Raw genomic sequence first — 23,720 nt, 5'->3', positions numbered from 1 at the left:
TCCCGTTGTTTCAGAGGGCGTCGAAGTCGACGCGCACATGGTCGGTGACGGGGGTGGCGCGACAGGTCAGCACATATCCGGCCGCCCGCTCGTCCTCACTCAGGGCCCAGGCGCCCGTCATCCGCGCCCCGCCGGCGACGAGCAGGGCCCGGCAGGTGCCGCAGACCCCGTTCTCGCACGAGTACGGCAGCTCCGGCCGGACAGGCAGCGCCGCCTGAAGCAACGTCTCCCCATCCCCGACAGCCACGGCGCTGGTCCGCCCGTCCATGACCACCTCCAGCCGCGGCCCTCCTGCGTCCTGGAGGGGCACGTCCCTGGGGTCCGCGATGCGGCCGGATCCAGTACGGGCGTCGCCGCTACGGGGGTCTGCGGTGCGGCCGGACCGGGTGTCCCCGCTACGGAGGTCCGCGGTGCGGCCGGACCGGGCGTCCCCGCTACGGAGGTCCGCGGTGTGGTCGGACTCGGTACGGGCGAGCCCGGTCGGGGTGTCCGCCGTGGGCTCGGGGCGGAAGAGTTCGGTGTGGACGGCGTCGACGCCGCGGGCGGTCAGGGCGGTGCGGGCGGCGGTCACCAGGCCGGGCGGGCCGCAGGCGAACCATTCGGCGCAGGCCGGGAATCCGGCGAGGAGCCGCCCCAGCCGGGCCGCGTCCAACCGCCCGCCTGCCAGCCCCTGGTGCGGCTCCTCGCGGGAGAACACGTGCACCAGCCGGAACCGGTCCAGGTAACGGTTCTTGAGGTCGGCCAGCTCCTCGCCGAACATCATCGAGTCCGCCCCCCGGTTGGCGTACACGACGGTGAAGACGCTGCGCGGCTCGGTAGCCAGCCCCGTACGCAGCAGCGACAGCACCGGCGTGATGCCGGAGCCGCCCGCCACCGCGCCGTAGCTCCGCCCCTGCGCCGGGTCGAAAACGGCGCTGAACGCACCGACCGGCGGCAGCAACTCCAGCCGGTCGCCCGCGCGCAGACCGCCGCAGGCGTGCGTGGAGAACGCGCCCCCCGGCACCCGCCGCACCCCGATCATCAGCGTTCCCTCGTCCGACAGCTCCGCCGGGGTGGAGCAGATCGAGTACGCGCGCCGCACCTCCCGCCCGCCCGCCACGGCCCGCACGGTCACATGCTGACCCGCCCGGAACGCGAACTCCTCCCGCAGCTCTCCTGGCACCTCGAAGGTGACGGCCACCGCACTGCCATCGGCCGCGACAGGCCGCACCCCGGCCACGGTCAGCGGGTGAAAACGCAGCCTGGCCCGGGACGCGGTGACGCTCATCAGTGGTCCTTCATGTGGTCGAACGGTTGGCCGCAACCGGCGCAGCGCCAGAGCGACAGGCACGCCGTGGACCCGGCCCGCGACAGCTCCGACGTGTCCGGAGACCCGCAGCGGGGACACCGCACCGACAGCGCCACCAGGACGGGCCCGCGCCTCGGCGGTGCCGTCCCAGCGGCGGCGAGCTTGGCCCGCGCCGCCTCGCCGAGCCAGTCCGTGGTCCACGGCGGGCTGTGCGAGACGACGACCTCGACCTCGCGCCCGCCCGCGGCCCTGGCGGCGGCCACGATGTCCGCCTTGATCGTCGCCATCGCGGGGCAGCCCAGGTAGGTGGGCGTGACCGTGACGACCACCCGGTCGCCGTCCACCGCCACCTCCCGGAGCACCCCCAGCTCCTCGATGGTCAGCACGGTCAGCTCCGGATCCCGTACCGCGGCGACGGCCGCCCTCACCCGCTCGTTCACCAGCGGGCTCCCGGATGCGCGCGGTGCACGTACTGCATCTCCGCGAGCAGCGGCCCGAACGCCTCGGTGTGCACGCCGCGGCGGCCCCCGGTCGGCGCCCAGCCGTCCTGCGGCCGGGTCAGTGTCGCGTCGGCGAGCACCGGCTCGACCCGGGCCAGCCAGGCGCCGCGCCGGTCGGAGCCCTCGAACAGCTCGTGCGTGTACGGCCAGACGTGCTCGATCGCCTGCTGCATCCTGCGGTGGGACTCGGCGGTGCCGTCGCCGAGCCGCACCGTCCACAGGGTGGCGTGGCTCGCGTGGTAGGCCGTCTCCTTGACCGCCTTGGCGGCGATCGCGGCCAGCGGTCCGTCCCCGCCGGCCAGCTCGGCGTAGAGCACCTGCTGGTGGACCGCGAAGAACAGCAGCTTGGCCATCGTGACGGCGAAGTCCCCGTTGGGCAGCTCCACCAGCTGGACGTTGCGGAACTCGTGCTCGTCCCGCAGGTAGGCCAGCTCGTCCTCGCCCCGGCCCAGCCCCTCCAGCTCGCCCGCGTACGACAGCAGCGCCCTGGCCTGGCCGAGCAGGTCCAGCGCGATGTTGGCCAGCGCCACGTCCTCCTCGATCTCGGGGGCGCGGGCGCACCATTCGGCCATCCGCTGGGCGGCGATGAGCGCGTCGTCGCCGAGTGCCAGCGCCTGTTCGAACCCGGTGGACGTCACAGGTTGCCGACCCCCTCGGGCACCTCGAAGAACGACGGATGCCGGTACGGCTTGTCGTTGCCCGGGTCGAACAGCACGTCCTTCTCATCCGGGCTGGAGGCCGCGACCCCGTCCGACCGCACCACCCACACGGACACGCCCTCACCCCGGCGCGTATACAGGTCACGCGCGTTACGCAATGCCATCTCGGCGTCGGCGGCGTGCAGACTCCCCGCGTGCACGTGGTTGACCCCCCGCCGCGCCCGCACGAACACCTCCCACAACGGCCACCCGCCCGCACCCTCGCCGCCGTTCTCGGAGGTACGTTCGACCGCGGTCTCAGCGGCGTGCCCCTCGGAAGTCACGGTCACGCCCCTGTCGTCCGCCCACTCGCCCGTGGCCGCGCCCCCACCGTCCGTCTGGTCCGCCCGCTTGCCGACGTTCCCGGGTGCGGTATTGGCTGGGTGCCCATCGGAACTCCCGGCGGGGTGCCCGGTGAAAGCACCGTTCGCGCGCGCGTCGGCCTGGGGCGTACGGCGGGCTGCTTGTTTGGCGGCGTGGGCGGCGGCGGCCTCGCGGACCCAGGCGCCTTCCTCGTGGACGCGGCGCCGGTGGGCCAGCCGCTCACGGTTGCACGGCCCGTCCCCGGCCACCACCCGCTTCAGTTCGTCGTAGTCGGGCGGGGTGAAGTCGTGGCAGCCCCGCTCCGGGTTCCAGCGCAGCGCCGGATCGGGCAGGGTGACGCCGAGCGCCTCGGCCTGCGGGACGCACATGTCGACGAACCGCTGCCGCAGCTCGTCGTTCCCGGCCCGCTTGATGCGCCAGGCCAGCGACCGTTCGGAGTGCACCGACAGGTGGTCCGGCGGCCCGAACATGGCCAGCGCCGGGTACCACCACCGGTCCACCGCCGCCTGCAGCATCCGCCGCTGCGCCGGTGTGCCGCGCGACAACGCGTACAGCAGGTCGAACCCCTGGCGGTGGTGGAACGACTCCTCCCGGCAGATCCGTACCAGCGCCCGCGCGTAGGGCGCGTACGAGGTGCGGCAGAGCGAGACCTGGTTCACCACGGCGGCGCCGTCCGTCAGCCAGGCCAGCGCCCCCACGTCCGCCCATGTCAGGACCGGGTAGTTGATGAACGACAGGTACTTCTGCCGCCCGGCGTGCAGCGCGTCCAGGAGGGATTCGCGGCTCACGCCCAGCGTCTCGGCCGTCGCGTACAGGTAGAGCCCGTGCCCGGCCTCGTCCTGCACCTTGGCGATGAGGACGGCTTTGCGCTGGAGACTCGGCGCCCGGGTGATCCAGTGCGCTTCCGGCTGCATGCCCATGATCTCGGAGTGGGCGTGCTGGGCAATCTGCCGGATCAGGTTCCGGCGGTACGGCTCGGGCATCCAGTCTCGTGGCTCGATCTTGGCGTCGGCCGCGATCAGCGCCTCGAACGCGGCCGGCCCGGCCTCGTCCGTGATGGACAGCTCCACGGTGACCTCCTCGCGCCCCAGCCTGCTCGGCGGCCCGCGCCGCCGCATCTCACGAATTGCGGAAAGTCACGCAATATCGGAGATGGCCGGAGTCGCCCGGTGTGACAGCGTCGATTGCTGCGCGCTCCACACTCGAAGGAGACCTGGGCATGCTGCGTTACGCCGACCTGCCGCGGGAGTTCAACATCGCGGCCCACTTCCTGGACCGCAACGACGACGCGCGGACCGCGCTGATCACCGGCTCGGGCCCGGTGACCTACGGGGAGCTGAAGACGCTGGCCAACCGGGCCGGGAACCTGCTGTCCCGGCTGGGCGTGCGGCGCGGCGACCGGGTCCTGCTGGCGCTCGCCGACGGCGTGGAGTCCGTCGCGATCTGGTACGGGGCGCAGAAGATCGGCGCCGTCACCGCCGAGGTCTACACCTACCTGCAGCCCAAGGACTACCGGTACTTCGCCGGCTACGCCGAGCCCGCGATCGTCGTGGCCGACACCCGCACGCTGGGCCCGCTGCGCGCGGCCGGGGTGACCGGTCTGCTGGTCGTCGGCGCCCGCCCCGAGGACCTGCGGGAGGGCGAGCACCACTTCGAGACGCTGATCGCCGAGCAGCCCGGCACGCTGGACCCCGCGCCCACCGGCCCGGACGACGTGGCGATGTGGCGCTTCACCACGGGCAGCACCGGCGCGCCCAAGGCGTGCGTGCTGGCCGCCCGCAGCGCGCCCCTGGCCTTCGACTGGTTCGCCAGGGGCGTGCTGGACCTGCGGCCGGACGACGTGGTGCTGCCCGTGCCCAAGCTGTTCTTCGGCTACGCCAACAACATGACGGCGCTGTTCACGTTCGGGGCGGGCGCGAAGGGGATCGTGTTCGCCGAGCGCAGCACCGCGGACACCATGTTCCGGCTGATCGCCGAGCACCGGCCGACGATCCTGGTCAACGTGCCGACCATGATGAGCGCCATGGTCGCCCACCCGGAGGCCGCCGCGCAGGACCTGAGCTCGATCCGGGTGTGCATCTCCGCGGGCGAGGCGCTGCCGCTGGAGCTGCACCGCAAGTGGCTGGCGACCTTCGGGGTCGAGGTCATCGACGGGATCGGCTCCTCCGAGATGTTCCACGGCTACGTCTGCAACCGGCCCGGCAAGGTCCGGATGGGCAGCCTCGGCCAGGTGGTGCCCGGCTACGACGTGCGGGTGGTCGACGCGCACGGCGAGCCGGTGCCCGACGGCGAGGTGGGCCGGCTGCAGATCACCGGCGAGACGGCCGCGCTCGGCTACTGGCAGGCGCCGGAGAAGTCGGCCGAGGTGTTCGTGGCCGAGCACACCGTCCGCTCGGGGGACCTGTTCACCCGGGACGCCGAGGGTTACTACTACTACAAGGGCCGGGCCGATGACATGCTCAGGGTGGGCGGCCGTTGGGTCGCCCCCGCCGAGGTCGAGAACTGCCTTCGCGCGCATCCGCTCGTGGTGGAGTGCGCTGTGGTCGGCTACGAGGAGCAGGGGCTGACGCTGCCCCGCGCCTTCGTGGTGGCCGGCGGCGAGCTGACGGCGGCGCAGGTCAAGGAGTTCGTCCGGTCCCGGCTCGCGCCGCACAAGTGCCCCAGGGACGTCGTCTTCGTCGAGGAGCTGCCGGAGACCGCGTCCGGCAAGCTCAACCGGCTCGCCCTGCGCCGTCACTGACGGGGGAGCGGGGCAACTCGTCCAGCTCCACCCCGAACCAGGTGCGGTACGCCTCGCGCAGCTCCTCGTCCCCGTCGAACACCACCGTCGTACGGGACCCGTTCTCGCGCAGCGTGAGCGTGTCACCGGACAGCGTCACCCGGCCGCCCGCCGTCGGCAGCGTGCAGTACAGGTTGGCGTTCATCGGCGAGGTGAGGTCGTTGCGGTACCACCACCACACGTGCTCGAAGTCGCCCACGGTGCGCGGCCTTGTCTCCACCCGGTACTGCAGCTTCCCGTCCCGCAGCACGTCCAGGTCGCCGAGCGGGGCGGGCCTCACTTGAAAGACGCCGTGCGGGTCCTGCTGCGGCCCCCGCTCGCCGAACCGCAGCGGCAGGCGCGGCCCCCGGCCGTAACCCACGTCGACCAGCCACCGCTCCGGCGAGTCCGCCGCGACCACCCGCAGCAGCATATGACCCAGCACCGCGCCCCACTCGCCGCCGTCGTTGACCCGCGCCCCGAGCACGTCCACCTCGAAACCCAGGGCGGCCAGCAGCGCGGACAGCGAGCCGTTCAGCTCGTAACAGGTGCCGCCGCGCCGCCTCCCGACGATCTTCTCGATCGCCGGCGCGCCGATCGGCTGCGGCCGTCTCAGGTGGAAGTCGAGGGTCTCGTACGGCACCGTCATGACGTGCCGTTCCTGCAGCTCGAACAGCGCCTCGACGGTCGGCCTGGCCGGCCGTGCCGCGCCGATCCGTTCGAGGTACGCGTCCACGGTCGCGTCAGCCAGCTGAGTCGTCGTCACAGCTCCCCAGGCTCCGCAGCGCCCCGCACCCCGCGCATCCTCCATCGTGCGGTCCCGCGGGAGAAGCGCCCTCCTGCCTCGATGGACGGGCCTCGTACGGTTCCTGCCTCGGCGGTGACTGTGGACGGCCCGTACGAAGATCGTGCGGTTTCTGCCTGCCTGGAGGATCACCGCAAGGCGGGAGAAGCGCTCTCCTGCCCCGGCGGCGACGATGGACGGGCCCGTACGAAGTCGGAGGCCGGTATGAGCGAGATCACCCTGGGAACGGCGACCGCGGACAACTGGGACGAGATCCACGAGATGTTCTCCGCCGCCCTCAATTTCGACGTCGACCCGGCGGGTTCGGCCGCCGACCGGCAGCTGTTCGAGCCGGACCGGACGCTGGTCGCCCGGCGCGACGGCCGGATCGTGGGCACCATCGGCGCCGTCACCCGCCGGCTGGCCATCCCCGGCGGTGTCGTCGCGGCGGCCCACAGCGGCCGGGGCGCGGTGTCGTCCACCGCCCGCCGCCAGGGCGTCCTCACCAGGCTCCTGCACCGTCACATGGCCGACGCCCGCGCGCTGGGCGAGGCCGTCAGCGTCTGCTGGGCCAGCGAGGGACGCATCTACCAGCGGTACGGCTACGCCCTGGCCGTCCGCAGGGTCGGGCTGGCGATCGACACCCGCGAGGTCGTCGTGCCCGTCGCGGGCGGCGACGGCGCGCTGACCGACGGCACCCCGGCGGAGCTGCGGGACGTGCTGGTCAAGACGTACGACGAGGTGTACACCCAGCGCCCCGGCTGGTCGGAGCGGGCCGCCAAGCACTGGGACCGCCTGCTCGCCGACCCGCCGCACATGCGGGGCGGCGCCACGGCCCTGCGCGCGCTCATCCACGAGGGCCCGGACGGCGTCGACGGCTACGCGCTGTGGCGGGCCACCGGCGAGTGGACCGACAGCGGCCCCGCCGGGGAGGTACGAGTCGAGGAACTGGTCGCCACGACCACCGCCGCGTACACCGACCTGTGGCGCTTCCTGACCACCGTCGACCTGACCAGGACCACGCGGATCTGGTCGTGCGCCGTGGACGAGCCGCTGTTCTACTGGGTGGGGGAGCCGCGCAGGATGGCCGCGCGGGTGAGCGACGGGCTCTGGGCCCGCGTCCTCAACGTCCCCAAGGCCCTGGCCGAACGGCGCTACGCCGCCCCCGTCGACCTGGTGATCGAGGTGGCCGACGCGGTGCTGCCCGAGAACACCGGCCGGTGGCGGCTGACCGGCTCGCCCGAGGCCGCCTCCTGCGACTCCACCACGGCGGTGCCCGACCTCGTCTGCGACATCCGCGCGCTCAGTGCCGCCTACCTCGGCGGCGCCTCCATGACCTCCCTGGCCGCCGCCGGCCTCGTTACCGAACGCACCCCGGGTTCCCTCGCCGCGGCGACCACCGCCTTCACCTGGCCCCAGCCCGCCTCCGCCTTCGAAATCTTCTAACCCACCCCTCCAACCACCCCTCCGAACCTCCGCCCCTCCAACCACCCACCCCTCCAACCACCCACCCCTCAGAGCCTCCGCCCGTTGGGTCCCCACCCGGTTCGGGTCCCCACTCGGTTCGGGTCCCTGCCTCTGGGGGTTCCCGCTCCTTCGGATCCCCCCTCCGGGTGGTCCCGCCCTTCCGGGTCCCTGCCCCTGGGGTCCCCGCTTCCCGGGGCCCTCGCCCCTTCGGATCCCCGTCCCTTCGAGCCCCCGCCCTCCTCGGGTCCCTGTCCCGGAGATCGTTGTCCCGTACTCGGCCGGGACTCTTCGGGTGGTCCCCGTCCGTCGTCAGCCTGTCCGGTGCCGAGAATTCCCGGGCGTTTCCCGTCCTCTGCTTTGGAGCGGTCGTGACCGTCGTCGAACCCGTGGCCGAGCCCGCGAACCCCGCCCTGCCCGCGACCGTCGTCCTGCCGGACGACCCACGCTATCCCAGCCTGCTGCGCGGCATGAACCACCGCTTCACCCCCCGCCCCGACTACGTGCAGGTGGTGACCACGAGCGAGCAGGTGGTGGCGGCCGTGACCGAGGCCGTGCGGTCGGGCAGGCGGGTGACGGCACGCAGCGGCGGGCACTGCTTCGAGGACTTCACCGCCTCCAAGGACGTGCAGGTCCTGCTGGATCTGTCCGAGATGAACGCGGTCGCCTTCGACGCGCGCCGCCGGGCGTTCATGATCGAGCCGGGTGCGACGCTGGGCCACGTCTACCGGACCCTGTTCAAGGGGTGGGGCGTCACGGTCCCGGCGGGCGAGTGCACGGAGGTGGGGTTCGGCGGCCACATGGCGGGCGGCGGGTACGGCCCGCTGTCGCGCCGGTACGGCGCCATCGTCGACTACCTGCACGCCGTCGAGGTGGTGGTGGCGGGCGCGGACGGCAAGGTCGAGGCGGTGGTGGCCACGGACGACCCCGCCGACCCGCACCACGACCTGTGGTGGGCGCACACCGGCGGCGGGGGCGGCAACTTCGGCGTGGTGACCCGCTACTGGCTGCGCAGCCCGGGCGTGACCTCGGCCGACCCGGCCGACCTGCTGCCGAGGGCGCCGGGCCGGTGGCGGGCGGGTCACCTGATGTGGTCCTGGGAGTCGATGACGGAGCAGGCGTTCGCCACGATCCTGCGGAACTTCGGCACCTGGTACGAGCGGAACAGCGCGCCTGGCGCACCGGAGACGGGCCTGTTCGGTTTCTTCGAGGGGCTCGGCAAGACCGGGCACGTCATGGTCGGCGGCTCGATCGACGACGACCTGCCCGGTGCGGAGAGCCTGATGACCGCGTACCTGGAGGCGATCACCGACGGCGTCGGGGTCGAGCCCGCGCACGCCGGCCAGCAGACCCAGCCCTGGCTCTACGGCGCCTCGTACCCGGGCCACGGCGACCCCGGCAACGAGTTCACTCGAAGGCTCAAGATCAAGGCCGGTTACCTGCGGAAGGGCTACACCGACGCCCAGATCGCCACCATCTACCGCTACCTGAGCACCCAGGACTACGTGCCCGCGCTGATCGTCGTCGGCTACGGCGGCCAGGTGAACACGGTGGCCCCGGACGCCACCGCCGTCGCCCAGCGGGACAGCGTGCTCAAGGCCGTCTACCTGTCGGTGTGGGGGAGCGAGGCCGAGGACGACGCCCAGATCGGCCGGCTGCGCGACTTCTACCGCGACGTGTACGCCGACACCGGGGGCGTGCCGGTGCCGGGCGAGGTGAGCGACGGGTCGTACATCAACTATCCCGACGCCGACCTGGCCGACCCCGAATGGAACACCTCGGGGGTGCCGTGGCACACGCTCTATTACAAGGACAATTATCCGCGCCTGCGCCGCGTCAAAGGCCGGTACGACCCGCTCGGCATATTCCGGCACGCGCTTTCCGTCGAACCGCCCGCATAGTTCAGCAATGACAGAGATGCGGCCGGGCGGGGCCGAATTTCAAGCTGGTGGGAATCGTTCGGCTCCAAAAGGAGTGGTCATGGCAACAGACATCGTCGGCGGTTCCGGGGCGGGCACCAGAGAACGCGATCCCGGTCCCTCCATCCGCACCAAGCGGGAGTATTTCCCGGAGCTTCAGGGAATTCGCGCGATAGCGGTGCTGGCGGTCATCACCGTCCATTCCGCGTTCACCGCCGGCTGGCTCGGGCACTCCGGCAATCCGGGCAACGGCTTCTACGCCGTGCTGATCGAGCGGTTCACCCGGGAGTCGCTGCCGATCCTGTTCGCGCTCTCGGGGTTCCTGCTCTACCGGCGGTTCGCGCTGGTGACGATCGCCGGGGCGGCCAAGCCGGACCTCAAGGCCTACGCCTGGCGTCGGGTGCTGCGCATCTTTCCGGCCTACTGGCTGCAGGTGGTCGGCGTCCTGGTGCTCCTGTCGAGCGGCCACATCACCGGCTTCTGGCAGGTCTTCCGGGTGATGACGATGCAGCACGTGTACGTGGCGGGCGACATCGTGCCCGGCCTGGAGTCGACCTGGAGCATGGCGACCGAGATCGCCTTCTACGTGACGCTGCCCATCATGGCGTGGATCGGCCACCGGATGGCCGCCCGCACCGCGGACCCGGTGGCCAAGGCGCGCCGGCTCCTCGTCGGCATCTTCGCCATCATCCTGATCGGTTACGCCTACTCCGCCTACAGCCACCTGCCCGAGCTCGGCCCGTACCCCCTCCAGGGCAACTGGGCGCCCGGCTGGTTCGGCTACCTCGCGGTCGGCATGGGCCTGGCCGTGCTGTCGGTCGCGGCGGAGGTCGCGCCGGACCGGCTGATCCGGCCGTACCGGCTGATCGCCAAGTATCCGGGCGCCACCTGGTTCGCCGCGCTCGTCGTGATCCTGCTGTTCTGCTTCTCGCCCGCGGGCGGGCAGGGCACGGTCGACTACCCGCCGACCAGCGTGGTGCTCTTCGACCAGCCCGTCGACCTGACGATCGTGTTCCTGCTGCTCGCGCCGCTCACCGTGCCGGGCGTGCGGTCCAAGGTCATCGCCTCGGTGCTCAACTTCCGGCCGCTGCAGTTCATCGGACGTGTCTCGTACGGCATGTTCCTGTGGCACATCCCGTTCATCTACTTCTGGAACGGCAGCATGTTCGGCGCCGAGAGCTACCTGGAGATCCTGCTGAAGGTGCAGATCAGCAGCTTCCTGATGGCGGTCGTCAGCTACTACCTGGTCGAGAAGCCCGCGCTGACGCTCAGGAACCGCCTCGGCAAGGTGTCCGCCGAGCCGAGCATGCCCGTGCTGGTCCGCTGACCCGAAACGGAGACGACTGTGAAGATCGGTCTGGAGCTCGGCTCCTACACCTGGGACGGCGGGCCGGCCCGCATCGGCGAGACGCTCGCGGACACGGTCCGCACGGCCGACGAGGCGGGGTTCGCGCTGATCGGCGTCGGCGACCACCTCTGGCAGGGGCCGCACGCCGGCGGGCTCGAGGAGCCGATGCTGGAGTGCTTCACCGTGCTGGGCGCGATCGCCGCGCACACCCGGAACTGCCTGCTCGGGCCGGTGGTCGCGGGCGTGCACCTGAGGCATCCGGCGCTGCTCGCCAAGATGGTCACCAGCCTGGACGTGCTGTCCGGCGGGCGGGCCATGCTCGGCCTCGGCGTCGGCTGGTACGAGGAGGAGGCGCGCGGCCTGGGCATCCCGTACCCGTCGCTGGGTGAGCGGTTCGAGCTGCTGGAGGAGACGGCCCGGATCTGCCACCGGCTGTGGGGCGACGGCGACGAGCCGTACGAGGGCACCCACCACCGGCTGGAGCGGCCGATCGGCGTGCCCGCGAACCTCTCCGCCCCGCACCCGCCGATCATGATCGGCGGCGGTGGCGACCGGACGCTGCGGCTGGTCGCCCGGCACGCCGACGCCTGCAACCTCTACCCGGGCCCCGACCTGGCGGAGAAGCTGGCGCTGCTGCGGCGGCACTGCGAGGCGGAGGGCCGCGCCTACGAGACGATCGAGAAGACCTGCATCCTGCCCTTCGACGTCGGCCCGGACGGCGCCGGCTGCGGGGACCTGGCGGACACCCTGCGCGGGCTCGCCGGCCAGGGCATCGATCTGGCGATCGGCATCCTGTCGGGCCCGGACCCGGTCCGCGACGTCGAGCTGCTGGCCGGCAAGGTGCTGCCCGCCCTCGACTGACCCGCGCACACCGAGAGCCGTGACCCGCGCCCGGGGTCACGGCTCCTTCGCATCCGGAGCGCGTTCCGGCACAGGCCCGGAGATAGCGGAGCGTGTTCCGGTACAGACCGGGACATAGCGGTGCGTGTTCCGGCGCAGGCCCGGACATGGCGGAGCGCCCCGCGGACAGGCGGGGCGCTCCGGGTGGGTCTAGGCCGTGGCGGGGACCAGGGCGGGCTGGAGGATGACCGGGAGGCTGCGATGGCCGTTCATGATGAACGTCGGCAGCGGCACCAGCTCCGGCTCGGGCACCGCCAGCTCCATGTCCGGGAAGCGGGCCAGCAGCGTGGACAGGCTGACGGTGGCCATCAGCCGGGCCACCCCGGCGCCGAGGCAGTAGTGCGGCCCGTGGCCGAAGGAGATGTGCTCCTTGTCCTCCCGCAGCACGTCGAACCGGTCGGCGTCGTCGCCGTGCAGGGCCGGGTCGCGGCCCAGCGCCGCGTAGTTGATGATCAGCGGGTCGCCCTTGGGGATGGTGACGCCGCCCACCTCCAGGTCCTCGACCGCGTACCGCATGGGCAGGTGCGCGAGCGGCGAGTGGACCCGCAGCGTCTCCTCGACGACCTGCTCCCAGGTGGCCTCGCCCGAGGTGACCAGGCGGCGCTGCTCGGGGTCGGTGAGCAGGGCGGTCAGGGCGTTGTCGATGAAGTTGATGGTGGTCTCGGAGCCCGCGCCGAGGATGGCGAAGATGGTGTCGGTCAGCTCGGACTCGCTCAGCCGGGACCCGTCCTCGTCGCGGGCGGCGATCAGGTCGCTGGCGATGTCCTCGCCCGGCTCGCGCCGCTTGGCGGCGATGAGGTCCTCCATCGCGCCGCGCCAGCCCGCGAGGATGCTCTGGGCCGTCTCGGGGGTGACGGTGGTGTCCACCATCATGTCGATGACCTTGGCGGTGGCCGCGCGGGCCGCCTCCGGCATGCCGATGAGGTCGGCGACCAGCCGGGCGGGCAGCGGGTTGGCGAACTGCGTCTTCAGGTCGGCGATCTCTCCCGGCGGGGTGGCGGCCAGGTCGTCGATGAGCTCCTCGACGAGCTGGACGACGCGGGGCCGGATCGCCTCGACGCGGCGCGGGGTGAACGCCTTGCCGACCAGTCTGCGCAGCCGCATGTGGTCGCTGCCCGCGGCGGTGGCGATGTTGTCCATGGCCACCCAGCTGATCAGCTCCCAGTCCGGCGGGATCCGGCCGTCGGTGAACGCCGGCCAGTGCTTGCGCGCGCTCTTGGTGACGCGCGGGTCGGTCAGCAGCCGCCTGGCGAGCGCGTAGTCGTTGATCGACCACACGACCACACCACCGGGCAGCTCGACCTGGGTGGGGCCGAGCTGGCGGAGCCGGGCCGCCTCGGCGTGGATGTCTCGGCCGGTGGGGTCGAGGGCGATGGGGCAGCGTTTCTCCATCGTTTTTCTCCCGGGATCGTCGGGGCGGCGAATTCGAGTGTCGAGCAGCCCCGGATTTCCCCGAAGTATAAAGCGACGAGCATTCCAGGCCACTGAATAAAGCGAATGTCAGCATTCTGGAGTAAATTCCGGAATGAGTAGCACTCTAAGAGATGCGACCCGCCCGTCCTCGGCGGCACGATTCTTCATGGAGTGAATCGCGACGTCAAAGAGTCGCCAGCGCGCCGTCCCGAGACAAGGTGGCATGAGTGACTGAGACTTTTGATGCTCGCGGGGTCAGGGAAGTCGTGACCTCGTCGGCTCAGGACGAGCTCTGGTTCCTGCAGAAACTGGTCCCGGAGTCGCCGGTGCACAATGTGTGCCGCGCTTTCCGGGTCACCGGCGCGCTGGACACCGCCGCCCTCCGCGACGCCTGGCGGGCCACCGTACGCCGGCACGAGATCCTCCGCACGACGCTCGTCGAGGCCGACGGGCTCCCGGTGCAGGCCGTCGCGCCCGACTGGGACCCGCACTCCTTCACCGACCTGGGCCCCGTCCGGGACCTTCCCTTCGACCGGCTCGCCGCGACGCCGTTCGACCTGGGCGCGGGCCCACTCGCCCGGCTGTTCACCGCGAACACCGGGCCCGGCGAGCACGCGCTGCTGCTGCTCGCCCACGAGGCCGTGGTCGACGAGCACTCCGTCACCCGGCTCGTCGAGGAGCTGTCGGAGGCGTACGCGGGTGGCGGCTCCACGGTCCCCGTCCGGTACGCCGACTACGTCCAGTGGCAGCGCGACCGGGCCTCCACGCCGGAGTTCCACCGCCTGCTGGAGCACTGGCTCGCGGCCCTGCGGCCGCTCCCGCCGTCGCTGTCGCTCGCCACCGACCGCGCCCGGCCCGTGGGTCCCTCGTTCGAGGGCGGTACGGTCCCGTACGCGTGGGACGACGAGATCGCCTCGGCCCTGACCGAGCTGTCCTGGGCGGAGGGCACCACGCCGTTCACGGTGCTGCTGGCCGCCTTCCAGACCCTGCTGCACCGCCACAGCGGCGAGGAGCGGGTGGCCGTGGGCGTCCCGGTCACCACCCGGCCGAGCGCGCTGTTCACCGACCTGATCGGCCCCTTCCGCAACACGCTGGTGCTCTGCGCCGACTTCACGGGCCGGCCCACGTTCCGGGAGCTGGTCGGCCGGGTGGCGCAGAACGCGCAGGGCGCGTACGAACGCCGCGAGGTGCCGTTCGACCGGCTGGTCCGGGCACTCAAGATCGACCGGGACCCGCGCCGCATGCCGCTCTGCGACGCCCTGTTCGTCTACCGCGACACGTCCCCGGCCGAGCTGCGGCTGACCGGCCTGACCGTCACCCCGATGCCGGTGGGGCACGGCGCGGTCACGGCCGACCTGACGTTCACCGTGGACGCCGTGGCGCCCGCCCTCACCGGGTCGCTCGCCTACCGCCGCAACCTCTTCGACCCCGGCACCGGAGCGCGCATCCTGGACCAGCTGCGCACCCTCCTCACGGCCGCGCTGCGCAGACCTGATCTGCGGGTGGACGCGCTGCCGCTGGAGAGCCTGCCCGGCATCGGCGCCGCGGTGCGCGCGGCCGACCTGACGGCGGACGCGACCGCCACCCGGTCCGCGCCCCGCCTGGTCCACCAGGCCGCCGGACGCGCCCCGGAGTCGGCGGCGCTGACCTGGCAGGGCGAGACGATCACCTACCGGGAGCTGGAACGCCGCGCCGCCGGGGTCACCGCCGCGCTGCGGGCCCGCGGCGAGGTCGCCGGCCGCCCGGTGGCGGTCCGCCTGCCGTCGGGGCCCGGCCTGGTGGCGGCCCTGCTCGGCGTGCTGGACGCGGGCGCGTACGTACTCTGCATGGGCGCGGCCGACACCGGGCAGCGGGCCAGGACCATGCTGGCGGGATTGCGCCCGGTCCGCATGCTGACGGACGCGGACCGTACCGGCGACGAACTGGCGCGATGGTACGCCGAAGAACTGGGCGGCACCGTCCTCGACGCCGCCGCCGGGTACGCCCGAGAGCTCGACGCCGCCGCCGGGACCGCGGACGCGGAGCCCGTCGCGGGAACGGCAGGCGCGGAGCCCGCCGCGCCCGGCCTGGCCGAGCGGGCCTACGTCGCCTACACCTCCGGCACGACCGGGCGGCCGAAAGGCATCGTGCAGACCCACGCCACCCTCGCCCAGTTCGTCACCTGGCTGGCCGCCGAGACCCGGCTGGGGCCCGGCGACCGGCTCGCCCAGTGGGCCGCGCCCGGCTACGACGCCGGCCTGATGGAGATCTTCGCCGCCCTCGTCTGCGGCGCCACGCTCTGCCCGGTCCCCGACCGGATCCGCGCGAACCCCGACAAGCTGGCCGAATGGCTGGCCGACGAGCGGATCACCCACTTCCAGACCGTGCCGAGCTTCGCCCGCAGGCTGCTGGAGGCCGTCGAGAGCCGCGACATGGCCGGGTCGCTGACCGCGCTCACGCACGTGCTGCTCGCCGGAGAAGCGCTGCCGGGCGAGCTCGCCGCCGATCTGCGCGCCGCCCTGCCGGGCGCCCGCCTGATCAACCTGTACGGAGCGACGGAGACGATCCTGGCCACCTGGCACGAGGTGACCGAGCCGGGCGGCGGCGCGGTGCCGATCGGCAGGCCCATCCCCGGACGTCACGTGCTGGTGCTGGACGACCTGGACCGGCCCTGCCCGCCGGGCGTGACCGGCCATCTCGTGGTCCGCAGCCCGTACGTGGCGCTCGGGTACGTCGAGGAGGAGGCCGACGCCGAGCGGGCCTTCCGCCCAGTGCGCGGGCTGGAGCGGTTCGGCGCGGGCGGCGGCAGGTTCCACCACACCGGCGACCTGGGCCGGCTGCGCTGGGACGGGCTGCTGGAGTTCCGCGGCCGGCGCGACACCCAGATCAAGTTCAACGGCAACCGCGTCGACCTCGCCGAGGTCGAGGCGGAGCTGTCGGCCGACGACGCGGTGGCCGAGTGCGCCGTCGTGCCCGCGGCCGGCCCGGACCGGCTGGTGCGGCGGCTGATCGCCTACCTGGTGCCGCACCCGAGGCGGGACATCTCCGCGGACCGGCTCCGTGCCGGGCTGCGCAGGCGCTTCGGCAAGGGCGTGCCGCCGGTCACCATCAGGACCGTGACCGCGCTGCCCCGCAACGGGGGCGGCAAGCTGGACCGGCGCGGCCTTACCGGCGCCGGCGTGACCCCCACCCGGGCGATCAGCACCCGGACCGAGCGGGAGATCGCCGAGCTCTGGCGCGAGCTCCTGGGCGGCGACCCGGCCGGCCCGGACGACACGTTCTTCGCCGCCGGCGGCCACTCCATGCTCGCGGGGCGGCTCCTCGACCGGATCAGCAAGAAGTTCGGCGTCGAGGTGTCGCTCTGGCAGTTTCTCACCAATCCCACGCTGGCCGGCCTCGCAGGCCTCGTCGACGCGCGAGCGGTGTCTTCACAAGCAGTTCCCGAACGGGCCGTAACCCAACGCATGGCGGGGTGAGAGATGACTCTGGTCGAGACCGCGACCGCGGTCGACTTCGATGGGGAGACGCTGGACGTTCCGGCGCTCCGGCAGGTGGCCGAGGACGGCGCCGTCTGCAACGTGGCTCCGGTGGCTCTGGCGAAGGCCGCGGCCACCCGGCAGCTGTTCGAGGAGATCGTCGGGCAGGGCGTGCCGGTCTACGGCGTCACGACCGGCTACGGCGAGATGATCTACATGCTGGTCGACCCGGACAAGGAGGTGGAGCTGCAGACCAACCTGGTCCGCAGCCACTGCGCCGGGGTCGGCCCGACGTTCGCCGAGGACGAGGCCAGGGCGGTGCTGTCGGCCCGGCTGAACTGCCTGGCCAAGGGCTACTCCGCGGTCCGGCCGGAGCTGCTGGAACGGCTGGCCCTCTACCTCAACCTGGGCATCACGCCGGCGATCCCGCAGATCGGCTCGCTCGGCGCGAGCGGCGACCTCGCGCCGCTGGCGCACGTGGCCGCCACCGTCATCGGCGAGGGGTACGTGCTGCGCGACGGCCGCCGCGTCCCCACCGGGCCGGTCCTGCGGGAGCTGGGCATCGAGCCGCTGCGGCTGCGGTTCAAGGAAGGCCTGGCGATGATCAACGGGACGTCGGCGATGACCGGCGTCGGCTGCCTGGTCGCCGGCCGGGCCATGGAGCAGATCCGGCAGGCCGAGATCGTCACCGCCCTGGTCTGCGAGACGCTGCTCGGCTCCACCAGCCCGTTCATGGCCGAGGGCCACGATGTGGCCCGCCCGCACCCGGGCCAGATCGACTGCGCCGCCAACCTGCGGGCGCTGCTGGACGGCAGCGAGCTGATGGTGGAGCACGAGGAGCTGCGCCGGGCGCTCAAGGCCGACCCGCACCGCCTCAAGGTGACCGGCGGAAAGGAGCCGCGCCGGCGGCACCGCGACGACCAGCGGTCCAACGGCGTCCAGCGGACCGAGGTCTACCTGCAGAAGGCGTACACGATCCGGGCCATCCCGCAGGTCGTCGGCGCCGTCCGGCAGGCGGCCTACCACGCCACGGAGACCCTGGAGATCGAGCTCAACTCCAGCAACGACAACCCGCTGGTCTTCGCCGGCAAGGAGGTCTTCCACGGCGCGAACTTCCACGGCCAGCCGATCGCCTTCGTCATGGACTACCTGACGATCGCGCTCACCCAGCTCGGCGTCATGTCGGAGCGCAGGACCAACCGGCTGCTGAACCGGCACCTGAGCAACGGCCTGCCCGAGTTCCTGGTGGCGGGCGACCCCGGGCTCAACAGCGGCTTCGCCGGCGCCCAGTACCCGGCCACCGCGCTGGTCGCCGAGAACCGGACCATCGCCCCGGCCAGCACGCAGAGCGTGCCGTCCAACGGCGACAACCAGGACGTCGTCAGCATGGGCCTGATCGCCACCCGCAACGCGCGCCGGGTGCTGGAGAACAACTGCCGCATCCTCGCCGTCGAGTTCCTGGCCGCGTGCCAGGCCGTGGACCTGTCGAACCGGCGCTCCCGGCTGAGCCGGGCGGGGCGGGAGGCGTACGAGATGCTGCGCTCGCTGGTGCCGATGGTCAGCGGCGACCGGTACATGGCCGACGACATCGAGCTGGTGGCCGCCGCCCTGTCCCGGGGCGAGCTGGCCGCCGCCGTCGAGCGCGCCGGCGTCGCCCTGCGCTGAGGAGCTGGTGACCATGACCGTGCAGACCGGCATCATCCCGCTCTCCTTCAACCAGGACTTCCTGTGCCTGTTCGACAAGGGGGACGAGGAGGGGCCGTTCGGTCCCACGTACAACATCGTGTGCGGGTGGCGGCTCACCGGGGCCGTCGACACCGGGGCGCTGCAGGAGGCGCTGGACGAGCTGGTCGTCCGGCACGAGGCGCTGCGCACCGAAATCGTCCGGGAGGAGGGGAACCGGCACCAGCGGGTCCTCCCCCCGGCCCCGGTCCGGCTGGCCGTCCGCGACCTGCGGGCGGAGCCCGCGGAGCGGCACCGGGCCGCCGAGGAGCTGCTGATCGAGCTCGAAGGCGGCAGGTACGGCAGCGGCGAGCTGCCCCTCATCCGGGCGGTGCTCGGCCGCTTCGACGAGCGGGACTCGGTGCTCGCGCTCATCGCCCACCACTCGGCCGTGGACGAGTGGTCGATGAAGCTGGTGATCCAGGAGCTGGCCGTGCTCTACGCCCGGAAGCGGGGGTTCGACCTGCCCGCCCCGGCCGAGCCGGCGCAGTACCGGGAGTACGCGCTCTGGGACCGCGAGCGCGCCACGCAGCCGAAGGCGGAACGGGCGCGCGCGTACTGGCGCGAGCGGCTCCGCGGCGCCGTGGCCGCCCCCACCCGGACCGACCACCGGCGCTCCGCGAACCTGCCCAAGTCCACGGCCGCGCACCGCTTCCTGATCGACGAAGAGCTGACGGGCGCCGCGCTGTCGCTGGCCACCGCGACCCGCAGCTCGCCGTTCATGGTGATGCTGGCCGCCTACTACGTGTTCCTGAACCGGAGCACGGGCGCGACCGACGTCACCGCCACCACCTTCTCCTCCGGCCGGACGCTGGCCCGCTTCCAGCACACCGTGGGCTCGTTCTTCAACCTGCTGCCGATCCGGACCGACCTGGCCGGCTGCGGCACCTTCCGCGAGCTGATCGGGCGCACCCGGGCGTCCTGCATCCAGGCGTACCGGCACGACATCCCGTTCGGCCAGATCGTGGAGCAGGCCCCGGGCGTCACCGCGTCGTTCGCCGGCGACGACACCTGCGTGGTGTCGTTCCAGGTCTTCCAGTTCCCGTTCACGATGGCCGGCGACCTGATCGGGGACGTCGCGTACCACGACATCCGGCGCCGCCTGCTGTCGCAGCCGGTGACCACCGACATCCCCGACGGGGCGCTGTGGACGCTCGACATCGACCCGGCCGGCGACATGGTGTGCAGCCTGTGGTTCAACACCAACCTGTTCGAGGAGTCCACGATCAGGGACCTGGTGGCCGGCTTCCTCCGGGTGCTGCGCGAGACGCTGCTCAGCCCCGACGCACCGCTGACCGTACAGAAAGGCGATCTGTGATGGCGGGATTGACCAGGGTGACGTCCGCCGCCGCCCTCGACGACGTGGTGGAGATCCTCGAACGCGACGGCGCGGTCATCGTCGAGGACTTCGCGGACCCGGAGGTGCTCGACGCGCTCTGGGCCGACCTCGGCCCCAGCCTCGACACCGACCAGTTCTCCGACAACTGGTACGACGGCCTGCGCACCCGGCGGGTGTCGTCGCTGTTCGCGCGGACCACCCGGCTGACGCCCGTGGTCACGCACCCGGTCTTCCTGGGGGCGGCGCGGGCGCTGATGCAGAAGCCCCGCCCGATGTGGATCGGCCGGTCGCGGCAGGAGATGACGCCGAGCATCCAGATCAGCACCACCCAGCTGATCCAGATCCACGAGGGCCAGGGCAAGATGCCGCTGCACCGCGACGACGCGCTCCACCTGCGCCCGCACCCCGGCCCCACGACCCGGGTGCAGCTGATGGTGGCCATGAGCGAGTTCACCGCCGACAACGGCGGCACGCTGGTCATCCCCGGCAGCCACCACTGGGACGACGAGCGCGCCCCCAGGACGTCCGAGGCCATCCCCACCGAGATGCCGCCCGGCGGCGGGCTCATCTGGGTCGGCGGCGTCTACCACGGCGGCGGCAAGAACGTCACCGCCACGCCGCGCACCGGCCTGACGATCGCGCTCGACCTGGGCAACCTGCGCCAGGAGGAGAACCAGTACCTCGCGGTGCCCCGCGAGATGGTGCTCGCCTACCCGCGGGAGGTACAGGAACTGCTCGGGTACGACCGCTGCCCGCCGGGGCTCGGCTGGGTGGAGATGCACGACCCCGACATCGCCCTCCAGGACGAGGAGACCCGGCGCCAGGCCGGCCTGGTGGTCGGCGGAGCCCTGGCCGACGCCCGCTGAACACACGGAACGGCCGCCACTCGCTGCGAGTGGCGGCCGTTTTTTCAGTCCTCGTTGGCCAGCAGCGTGTCCTTGAGCTGCCGCAGCCCCTCGAAGGAGGACAGGTCCGGCACCCGCCAGCCGTCCAGGTCGTACTCGTCCAGGCACTCGTCCACGAACGCCTTGTAGGCGTCCAGCTTCCCGTCGGCGATCTGCGCCGACAGCAGCTCGACCCGCGTGTTCTCGTGGTTGCCCGCGTAGTTGCGCTCGTACAGCTCGTGCCGGCCGCCGAACTCGGTGCCGACGCTGTCCCACAGCAGCTTCATCACCTTGATCCGCTCCACCGCGTCGACCCCGTTCGAGCCGCGCAGGAACCGGTCCAGATACGGGCGGATCTCCGGGTTCCGGAAGTCGTCGGCGCTGGAGTTGACGTAGATCAGGCCGCTCGCCACGTCCTGCTCGATGATCTCCTTGACCCGCGGATAGCCGATCTGCATGAACCACCGGTACGCCAGCCCGTACTGCGGGTTGGGCAGCACCGCGCCGCCCACCCACGGCACCGGGTTGCGCGCGGCCGCGTCCGACAGCGCCCAGAACAGGTTCCGCCAGGCCAGCACCTCGCCCAGCCGGCTCTGCACGCCGCGGAAGTCCTGCGTGCCGGTGATCTCCAGCGCCTTGGCCAGCAGCCCCGCCAGGAACTCCAGCTTCACCGCCAGCCGCGTGCACCCGTGGAAGGTGAACCGCTCCGGGAACCCGGACCGGCCGGTGAACAGCTGCACCTTGCCCAGATGCCCGTAGATGAAGACGTTCTCCCAGGGGATGAGCACCTTGTCCAGCACGAGGATGGTGTCGTTCTCGTCCAGCCGGGAGGACAGCGGGTAGTCGAACGGGCTGCCCATGACGGACGCGGCGGCCGTGTAGGACGGGCGGCAGATCAGCTTCAGCCCGGCCGCGCCCATCGGCACGGTGGCCACCAGCGCGAACTTCCGGTCCTTGATGGGCAGGCCGTAGTGGGCGATGAAGTTGTAGTGGGTCAGCGCCGAACCGGTGGCGACCACCTTGGCGCCGCTCACGATCAGCCCGGCGTCGGTCTCCCGCTCCACGTGCACGAACACGTCGGCGACTTCGTCCGGCGGCCGGTTGCGGTCGACCGGCGGGTGCACGATCGCGTGGTTCCAGAACAGCACCTTCTCCTGCGACTCCTTGTACCAGCGCCGCGCGTTGTCGGCGAACGGCGCGTAGAAGTCGGCGTTGGCGCCCAGCGTGCCGAGGAAGGCCGCCTTGTAGTCGGGGCTCCGGCCCATCCAGCCGTAGCTCATCCGCGACCAGGCCGCGATCGCCTTCTGGTGCCTGACCAGGTCGTCGGCCGAGCGCGGCGTGGTGAAGAAGGCGTGCGTGTAGCCGTCGCCCCCGGTGTCGGTCGGCGCGACCAGCTCGGGGGAGCGCTCCGGGTCGTGCAGCGCGTCGTACAGCCGGGCCGTCATGCGGACCGGGTTGTGGAACGCGGGATGCGTGGTGACGTCCTTGACGCGTTCGCCGTAGAGATAGATCTCGCGGTCGTCGCGCAGGCTCTCCACGTACTCGGCGCCGTTCATCGGGCGCGTCCGCTCCATGCGGGCTCCTTCCAGGTCGGTGGGACTCACCCGATGCCGAACCGAGCCCGCGCCAGGTCCCGTTTGGCGATGACCGCGAGGAAGGTCGACACTCCGGCATGGGTCTGGAACATCGACATGTCGCGCCACAGGCGCTCGACACGTTCGCCGTGGCGTACGGCGCTGGATCCGGCGGTCGGGTAGAGGCAGTCCTCGACCGCCCGCCAGCAGAGCTTGACCACCTCGCCGCAGATCGCGGCGATCCGCAGCTCGACCTCCCTGGTGATCGCGGCGGGCCCGTCGAGGCAGGCGGCGCGCCACTGGCGCACCGCGTCGGCGGTGGCCGCCTCCGCCGTGGCGATGAGGCCGGCCGCCCTGCCGTACCAGAGCTGGAAGTCCGGGTCCTCGGCCCGCCCCACGATGGGCGGGAAGCTGGTCGTCCTGGTCCGCATCAGGACCTCGTACGCGTCGAGCATGCCCCTGGCGATGCCCACGGCGAGCACGGCGTCCTCCAGCACCATGAAGGAGAGCTGGCCGCCGCCGTACTCGGGGTTGCCGTGCAGGGCCAGGCCGGGGGTGCCGCGGGTGACGTCGACCTGGCTCATGTGCCCGGGAAGCGTGAAATGGTGCGGGATACGGGCCTGGACGAGGCGGATGCTGTGCGAGCCGCTGCCCTTGAGCCCCAGCGCCCCGCCCCAGTCGTCGAGGCGGTGCCACTGGTCGCGGGGGGCGAGGAACATCATCGGCTCGGGCGGGCCGCCGCCGTCGGGGGTGACCAGCGTGTGGCCCAGGAAGTGGGTGGCGTACGGCGAGCCGGAGCAGTAGCCCCAGGTGCCGTCGATCAGCCAGGTGCCGTCGGGCAGCCGCTCGCCGGTGCCGTTGGGCACGACCGTGGCCGGGCAGATGAAGTCGCCGCCTTGGAAGACCTCGTCCTGGGCCCGCTCGCCGAACAGCGAGGCCACGGCCAGCGCGTGCGCCGCGCCCAGGCAGTACATCCAGCCCGTCGAGGGGCAGCCCCTGGTCAGCGCGGCCACGACCTTCATGAACGTCCCGACGCCGAACTCGTAGCCGCCGTACCGGCGCGGCACCAGGATCCGGTAGAACCCGGCCCGGGAGAACCGCTCGTGCGTGTCGGCGGCGTAGTAGGTGCGGCGCTCGGTCTCGGCCTGGCGCTCGACCAGCTCGGGCACGAACGCCTCCGCGCGGGCGACCACCTCCGCCGGGGTCAGGCCGGGCTCCGGCGGGGGACATGCGTGCTCCGGAGCGCTGGCGGCTCCCGCGACCGAGTTCGGCATGAGGCCAGCGTCACATCGGGCCGCCGTCGCGCGCATCTTGTCGAATGCGGCCTTTTCCCGCGCATGGGCGGTGTTT

General features: G+C 72.2%; 17 protein-coding genes and 1 pseudogene. 9 read left to right on the top strand and 9 right to left on the bottom strand.

Features of this window, described 5'->3' with window-relative positions:
- Window positions 1-10 precede the first annotated feature (10 nt).
- From AB0J42_RS30540 to paaA, 5 genes and pseudogenes are all read right to left on the bottom strand, one after another.
- The gene (locus AB0J42_RS30540; RefSeq protein WP_364300480.1) at window positions 11-1,267 is read right to left on the bottom strand and encodes a 2Fe-2S iron-sulfur cluster-binding protein; all 1,257 of its coding nucleotides are present in this window, start codon (window positions 1,265-1,267) and stop codon (window positions 11-13) included.
- A complete protein-coding gene (paaD, locus tag AB0J42_RS30535; protein WP_364300478.1) occupies window positions 1,267-1,728 on the bottom strand; it encodes a 1,2-phenylacetyl-CoA epoxidase subunit PaaD in 462 nt (153 codons plus the stop codon). Before paaD ends, AB0J42_RS30540 begins: the two co-directional genes overlap by 1 nt.
- The gene (paaC, locus tag AB0J42_RS30530) at window positions 1,725-2,426 is read right to left on the bottom strand and encodes a 1,2-phenylacetyl-CoA epoxidase subunit PaaC (protein WP_364300476.1); all 702 of its coding nucleotides are present in this window, start codon (window positions 2,424-2,426) and stop codon (window positions 1,725-1,727) included. The genes paaD and paaC overlap by 4 nt, the downstream gene beginning before the upstream one ends.
- On the bottom strand, window positions 2,423-2,689 hold the full coding sequence (paaB, locus tag AB0J42_RS30525; RefSeq protein ID WP_364300529.1) for a 1,2-phenylacetyl-CoA epoxidase subunit PaaB: 267 nt from the start codon (window positions 2,687-2,689) through the stop codon (window positions 2,423-2,425). Before paaB ends, paaC begins: the two co-directional genes overlap by 4 nt.
- Before the next feature lie 258 nt (window positions 2,690-2,947).
- Window positions 2,948-3,874 (bottom strand): annotated as a pseudogene (gene paaA / locus AB0J42_RS30520) (1,2-phenylacetyl-CoA epoxidase subunit PaaA); the annotation flags it as partial.
- 155 nt (window positions 3,875-4,029) lie between these two features.
- Between paaA and AB0J42_RS30515 the strand changes: the two are divergent.
- Window positions 4,030-5,550, top strand: a complete 1,521-nt coding sequence (locus tag AB0J42_RS30515) for a benzoate-CoA ligase family protein (protein ID WP_364300474.1) — start codon at window positions 4,030-4,032, stop codon at window positions 5,548-5,550.
- On the opposite strand, the gene AB0J42_RS30510 is transcribed toward AB0J42_RS30515, so the two are convergent.
- Window positions 5,522-6,334 carry an arylamine N-acetyltransferase gene (locus AB0J42_RS30510; protein WP_364300472.1) on the bottom strand — a complete coding sequence of 271 codons (813 nt, stop codon included), beginning with the start codon at window positions 6,332-6,334 and terminating at the stop codon, window positions 5,522-5,524. The genes AB0J42_RS30515 and AB0J42_RS30510 overlap by 29 nt on opposite strands.
- Before the next feature lie 243 nt (window positions 6,335-6,577).
- On the opposite strand from AB0J42_RS30510, the gene AB0J42_RS30505 reads away from it, so the two are divergent.
- The 4 genes from AB0J42_RS30505 (at window position 6,578) to AB0J42_RS30490 (ending at window position 11,944) form a co-directional block, all read left to right on the top strand.
- Window positions 6,578-7,798, top strand: coding sequence for a GNAT family N-acetyltransferase (locus tag AB0J42_RS30505; protein ID WP_364300470.1), 1,221 nt, complete (start codon window positions 6,578-6,580; stop codon window positions 7,796-7,798).
- A gap of 389 nt (window positions 7,799-8,187) precedes the next feature.
- Entirely contained in the window at window positions 8,188-9,717 is a 1,530-nt protein-coding gene (locus tag AB0J42_RS30500; RefSeq protein WP_364300468.1) for an FAD-binding protein, read from the top strand.
- 79 nt (window positions 9,718-9,796) lie between these two features.
- Window positions 9,797-11,062, top strand: a complete 1,266-nt coding sequence (locus tag AB0J42_RS30495) for an acyltransferase (protein WP_364300466.1) — start codon at window positions 9,797-9,799, stop codon at window positions 11,060-11,062.
- Window positions 11,063-11,080: 18 nt separating this feature from the next.
- Window positions 11,081-11,944, top strand: a complete 864-nt coding sequence (locus tag AB0J42_RS30490; protein ID WP_364300464.1) for an LLM class F420-dependent oxidoreductase — start codon at window positions 11,081-11,083, stop codon at window positions 11,942-11,944.
- A 189-nt stretch (window positions 11,945-12,133) separates the two neighbouring features.
- Here the strand turns inward: AB0J42_RS30490 and AB0J42_RS30485 are convergent, their stop codons facing one another.
- Entirely contained in the window at window positions 12,134-13,375 is a 1,242-nt protein-coding gene (locus tag AB0J42_RS30485; RefSeq protein ID WP_364300462.1) for a cytochrome P450, read from the bottom strand.
- Between the two features lie 248 nt (window positions 13,376-13,623).
- Here AB0J42_RS30485 and AB0J42_RS30480 point away from each other — a divergent pair, with 248 nt between their 5' ends.
- Genes AB0J42_RS30480 through AB0J42_RS30465 form a run of 4 tightly spaced genes read left to right on the top strand, consistent with a single transcriptional unit; the run spans window position 13,624 to window position 20,778 of the window.
- Window positions 13,624-16,851 (top strand): AMP-binding protein, encoded by a 3,228-nt coding sequence (locus AB0J42_RS30480; RefSeq protein ID WP_364300460.1) that lies wholly within the window; start codon window positions 13,624-13,626, stop codon window positions 16,849-16,851.
- 3 nt (window positions 16,852-16,854) lie between these two features.
- Window positions 16,855-18,516 (top strand): tyrosine 2,3-aminomutase, encoded by a 1,662-nt coding sequence (gene cmdF, locus AB0J42_RS30475; RefSeq protein ID WP_364300458.1) that lies wholly within the window; start codon window positions 16,855-16,857, stop codon window positions 18,514-18,516.
- 13 nt (window positions 18,517-18,529) lie between these two features.
- On the top strand, window positions 18,530-19,891 hold the full coding sequence (locus tag AB0J42_RS30470; RefSeq protein ID WP_364300456.1) for a condensation domain-containing protein: 1,362 nt from the start codon (window positions 18,530-18,532) through the stop codon (window positions 19,889-19,891).
- Window positions 19,891-20,778, top strand: a complete 888-nt coding sequence (locus AB0J42_RS30465; protein ID WP_364300454.1) for a phytanoyl-CoA dioxygenase family protein — start codon at window positions 19,891-19,893, stop codon at window positions 20,776-20,778. The genes AB0J42_RS30470 and AB0J42_RS30465 overlap by 1 nt, the downstream gene beginning before the upstream one ends.
- 44 nt (window positions 20,779-20,822) lie before the next feature.
- Here AB0J42_RS30465 and AB0J42_RS30460 read toward each other — a convergent pair whose 3' ends face one another.
- Entirely contained in the window at window positions 20,823-22,370 is a 1,548-nt protein-coding gene (locus tag AB0J42_RS30460; RefSeq protein ID WP_364300452.1) for a 4-hydroxyphenylacetate 3-hydroxylase N-terminal domain-containing protein, read from the bottom strand.
- Window positions 22,371-22,396: 26 nt separating this feature from the next.
- A complete protein-coding gene (locus tag AB0J42_RS30455) occupies window positions 22,397-23,644 on the bottom strand; it encodes an acyl-CoA dehydrogenase family protein (RefSeq protein ID WP_364300450.1) in 1,248 nt (415 codons plus the stop codon).
- Between the last annotated feature and the right edge of the window lie 76 nt (window positions 23,645-23,720).

Source organism: Nonomuraea sp. NPDC049649, assembly GCF_040675175.1.
In the GTDB taxonomy this organism is placed as follows: Bacteria; Actinomycetota; Actinomycetes; order Streptosporangiales; family Streptosporangiaceae; genus Nonomuraea.
This window is presented reverse-complemented; position numbering and strand designations above follow the sequence as displayed.